Raw genomic sequence first — 4321 nt, 5'->3', positions numbered from 1 at the left:
GCGCAGGCCAGCGCGAGCGCGTCCTGGCCGCCGCGCGCGATGGCGTCCACCAGGCCGATCTCGTGGGCCTCCTCGGCGGGGATGCTGCGCCCGCCGAGGATCAGCTCAATGGCGCGCAGCAGGCCGGTGCCGCTGGTGCGGGCGTAGAGCAGGCGCGGCAGGCGCTGGGTGCCGCCGTAGCCGGGCAGCAGGCGCAGGTTGATCTCAGGCTGTCCAAACTCGGCGAAGGGCTCGGCCACCCGGTAGTGGCAGGCCAGGGCGAACTCCAGCCCGCCGCCCAGCGCCACCCCGTTGATCGCGGCCACGCAGGGCTTGGCCATGCGCTCGATCTTGCGGAAGGCCAGGTGCGCGTTGTTCGTCAGGGCGATGGCGTCCTCCACCGTGTGCAGGTCCTCCAGCAGCTGGCGGATGTCCGCGCCGGCCACGAAGCTCTTCGTGCCCTGCCCGGTGAACACCACCGCCGCCACATCCCGCCGCCGCGCCAGGTGGTCCACAATCGTGTTCAGCTCGTCCAGCGCCCGCTCGTTCAGCGCGTTCACCGGCGGGTTGGTGACGGTGACGATGGCCAGCTTTGAAGGATGAAGGATGAAGGGAGAAGGATGATCGTCGCTGCCGTCTTTCATCCTTCTCCCTTCATCCTTCATCCTTCCGACGTCGTGGTACTCGATCCTGAAGTACCTGTACCGCTCCAGGATCTGCTGCTCCTCGGCCATCTGCTGGGCGCGCCGCCAGGCCGCGATCTTCTCGGCGATCTCATCGAGCGACTCGGGGTTGCGCAGGGTGGTGGTGTCGCCCAGCGGCTCGCCGACGATCATGCTGCGCAGGAAGCGGCGCATGTACTTGCCGCTGCGCGTCTCGGGGAAGGCCGACACCTCGATGTAACCCTCGGGGACGCTGACCACGCCCTTCTCAGAGCGCACCAGCGCATCGAGGCGGCGGCGGTCGACGCCGGAGAGCTGGCGGCCGGGGGCGGTGAGGATAAAGGCCAGCGGGGTCAGCCCCTTCTCGCGGTGGGGCGCGCCCACCACAATGCAGTTGCCCACCGGCGAGTCGGGGCTGATCTGGCGGTCGCGCAGGATGGCCCCCTCGATCTCCTCCGTGCCCATGCGGTGGCCCGAGACGTTGATCACATCGTCGGAGCGGCCGTGCAGGGTGAAGCTGCCGTCGGCGTACTTCATGGCGAAGTCGCCCTGCACATAGGCCCACTCGCCCTGCGGCCCGCGCCGCCAGTAGGTCGCGAGGAAGCGCTCGGCGTCGCCCTTCCAAATGTTGAATGTTGAATGTTGAATGTTGAATTGCCGAGCCGCTGCCTCAAATCCCTCCACATCGCCCCAGATTGTTCTGGCGAGGTAGGGGTATGGGGCCGTGATGACGATCTCGCCCTTCTCCTCGTAGTCCGCCACGCGATACCGAGGCTGACCGTCCGGCAATTCACCATTCAACATTTCCAATTCAACATTCCAAACGTCCCCCGCCACCCAGGGCAGCGGGTAGGTGTGGGCGTCCGGGCGCAGCGGGAAGTCCGCGTTGCCGAAGAAGTGCGTCCAGACGATCCCGCCGTGCTCGGTGGCCCAGTAGGAGTTGATGTACTGCGGGGTCATCACCTCCATGCCGAACTGCTGCACCGCCGGGCTCACCGGCTCGGCGCAGAAGGTGGCCACCCGCAGGCTCGCCATGTCGTACTGGCGCACATCCTCGGCGTTCTGGGGGTTTGACATCACGGATTTGAGGAAGGTAACGCCGGCCTTGAAGATCTGCACGCCGTGGCGCTCGATGATGCTGGCGTAGCGCCCGGCCGAGGGGAAGACCGGCGAGCCCTCGGCGAGCACGCCGGTGAGCCGGCAGGCCAGGGTGGCGCTGATCATATAGCTCTGGCCAGTGATCCAGCCGGGGTCGGCGATCACATAGATCACATCGCCCGGCTCGGCGTCGAAGCTCACCCGCATGGTGTGAGCCAGCCCGGCCAGGTAGCCGCCGTGGACGTGGACGACCCCCTTGGGCTTGCCGGTGCTGCCCGAGGTGTAGATGATGAACATGGGGAACTCGGCGTCGACGGGCGTACACGGGCTGCTGGCGTAGAGCGCGCGCACGAACTGCTCGGCGGGCAGCTCCAGCAGCGCGGCCTCATCGGCCACATCCACCCCGGCGGCGCGGGCCGCCGCCAGGATTCGCCCGCTCGCCTCGGCGAGCAGCTCGTGGCTCCAGCGGTCGCGGCCCTGCCGCCAGAGGATCTCCTGGCCGGTGTGTCGCACCACCACCACCGCATCGACCCTGGGCGGCGCGGACACCAGCGCCTGGGCCACCGCCGTGCGCAGCCGGGCCTGCAGCGCCGCGTCGAGGTCGCCCAGCCGGCCGAGCCCCACGCCCACCCCGCGCATCACATCCGCGCGCTCCACGGTGATCTCCTCGGCGAGCTGCTCCTCCACGGCCGCGTAGATCGACTGGGCGTGCGAGGTATCGAGCGCCTGGGACTCCAGCGTGTCGCGGACGATCCGCAGCGCCACCTCGACCGGCACGAACGTGTCCAGCGCCTGGTCGGTGTAGATCTCCTTGTAGGGCACCACCTGGGCGTTGCGGTAGCCGCCGTCGCAGGTGATCACCACCCGCGCCCCGGCGTTGTGGATGCGGTCGGAGAGCGTCTTATCGCTGAAGCCGCCGAAGACCGGCGTGTAGACGATGCCCAGGCGCTTGGCGGCCTCGGTGTAGGCGATCTGCGGCAGGATGTTGGGCATGTTCAGGGCGACGCGGTCGCCCCGGCGCAGGCCAAGGTCGCTGAGCACCTGGGCCGCCTTCACCACCTCAAGCATCAGGCGCTTGCGCGAGATCGCCTCGTGGACGACCGGGCCGCCCCGGCCACCGTTCAGGCTGCTATCCCAGCGGTCGCCCTCAAAGAAGTAGGCGATCTCATCGCCGAACCCCAGCAGCACGTGGCGGTCCACCTCGTTGAAGCAGGCGTTCGTCAGGCCGCCCGCGAACCAGCGGGAGAAGGGCGGGTCATCGGCGTCGAGCGCGCGGTGCCAGGGCTGATGCTCGGCACCGTAGGGCACACCGACGGGCAGCCCGCTGCCGGCGTCGAGCCCGATCCAGCGGCCCTGATCCACATCCCAGGTGATCCACGCGCCCAGGCTCGGGTCGTACCAGTGGATCGCGCTGCGGGCGATAGCGCCGTGGAAGGCGCCGGGGTCGGCCATCGCCGCTTCGCGCTGGGCCTCCCAGTCGGCGCGAGAGCGGATAGGGTTACTGCGCGGGGCGCGCGGCGCGGTGTCGATCATCATTGATCCTCCGGACAGGGTACAGGGTATAGGGTACAGGGTATAGGGTACAGGGTACAGGGGGCGCTGTGGGGTGTCAAGCGTGGCCAGAAGTCGGGGGTCAAGGTTGGAAGCAAGCACAGTAAACCCCCAACCCCCAACTCCCCCCGTAACCCGGCGTGGTATAATCCCGGCATCACAACGCTGCGCTCAGAGGAGTACCTGCAATGGAGCGAACCATCCGTGTCCTGGTGGCAAAGCCCGGCCTGGACGGCCACGACCGCGGCGCCAAGGTGATCGCCCGGGCCCTGCGCGACGCCGGCATGGAGGTGATCTACACCGGCCTCCAGCAGACCCCGCAGATGATCGTCGAGGCCGCCCTCCAGGAGGACGTCGACGTGATCGGCCTGTCGATCCTCTCCGGCGCCCATATGACCCTGCTGCCCAAGCTGGCCCGGCTCCTGCGCGAGCAGCAGATGGACGACGTGCTGGTCGTCGCCGGCGGCATCATCTCCGACGAGGACGCCGCCGCCCTCAAGGGCGAGCACGGTATCGGCGAGGTGTTCGGCCCCGGCTCCAACACCAACGATATCGTCGCCTACATCCGCGCCAACGCCGGGGTCTCCCGCGACTCGTAGGGCCGAAGCACTCGATATTGGCGCTACGCGCCAATATCGAGTGCTTCGGCCCTACAGGCCGCATGCATGGCGTCCTGGGGACAATCCAGGGGCAAATGCTTCGGCCCTACACATGTGATGTATATGCGTAACTCTGACCTCCTCCCGCGCCTGCTCGCCGGCGACCGCCGCGCCCTGGCGCGGGCGATCTCGCTGGCCGAGCAGGGCGGGCCCGCCGCCCGCGAGCTGCTCGCCGGCGCCTACCCCCACGCCGGCCGCGCCCACGTGATCGGCATCACCGGGCCGCCCGGCGCTGGCAAGAGCACTCTGGTGAACGCCCTGGCCCTAGAGCTGCGCCGCCAGGGCCGCACCGTCGGCATCGTCGCGGTGGACCCGACCTCGCCCTTCAGCGGCGGGGCGGTGCTGGGCGACCGCATCCGCATGCAGCCGCTC

The 4321-nt window shown here is 68.9% G+C and carries 3 protein-coding genes; 2 read left to right on the top strand and 1 reads right to left on the bottom strand.

All coding sequences use genetic code 11. The annotated features are described in order from the left end of the window. Positions 1–3272, bottom strand: a 3272-nt coding sequence (locus K2Z83_RS28970; protein WP_255603777.1) for an AMP-binding protein, incomplete at its 3' end; no start/stop codon positions are given. Between the two features lie 206 nt (positions 3273–3478). On the opposite strand from K2Z83_RS28970, the gene K2Z83_RS11035 reads away from it, so the two are divergent. Continuing rightward, positions 3479–3889 carry a cobalamin B12-binding domain-containing protein gene (locus K2Z83_RS11035; RefSeq protein ID WP_220595239.1) on the top strand — a complete coding sequence of 137 codons (411 nt, stop codon included), beginning with the start codon at positions 3479–3481 and terminating at the stop codon, positions 3887–3889. 123 nt (positions 3890–4012) lie between these two features. Beyond that, positions 4013–4321 (top strand): nucleoside-triphosphatase (locus K2Z83_RS11030; RefSeq protein ID WP_220595238.1); only part of this gene is annotated, 309 nt, incomplete at its 3' end.

Origin of the sequence: Oscillochloris sp. ZM17-4 (genome assembly GCF_019599295.1) — a bacterium.
Classification (GTDB): domain Bacteria; phylum Chloroflexota; class Chloroflexia; order Chloroflexales; family Chloroflexaceae; genus Oscillochloris.
This window is presented reverse-complemented; position numbering and strand designations above follow the sequence as displayed.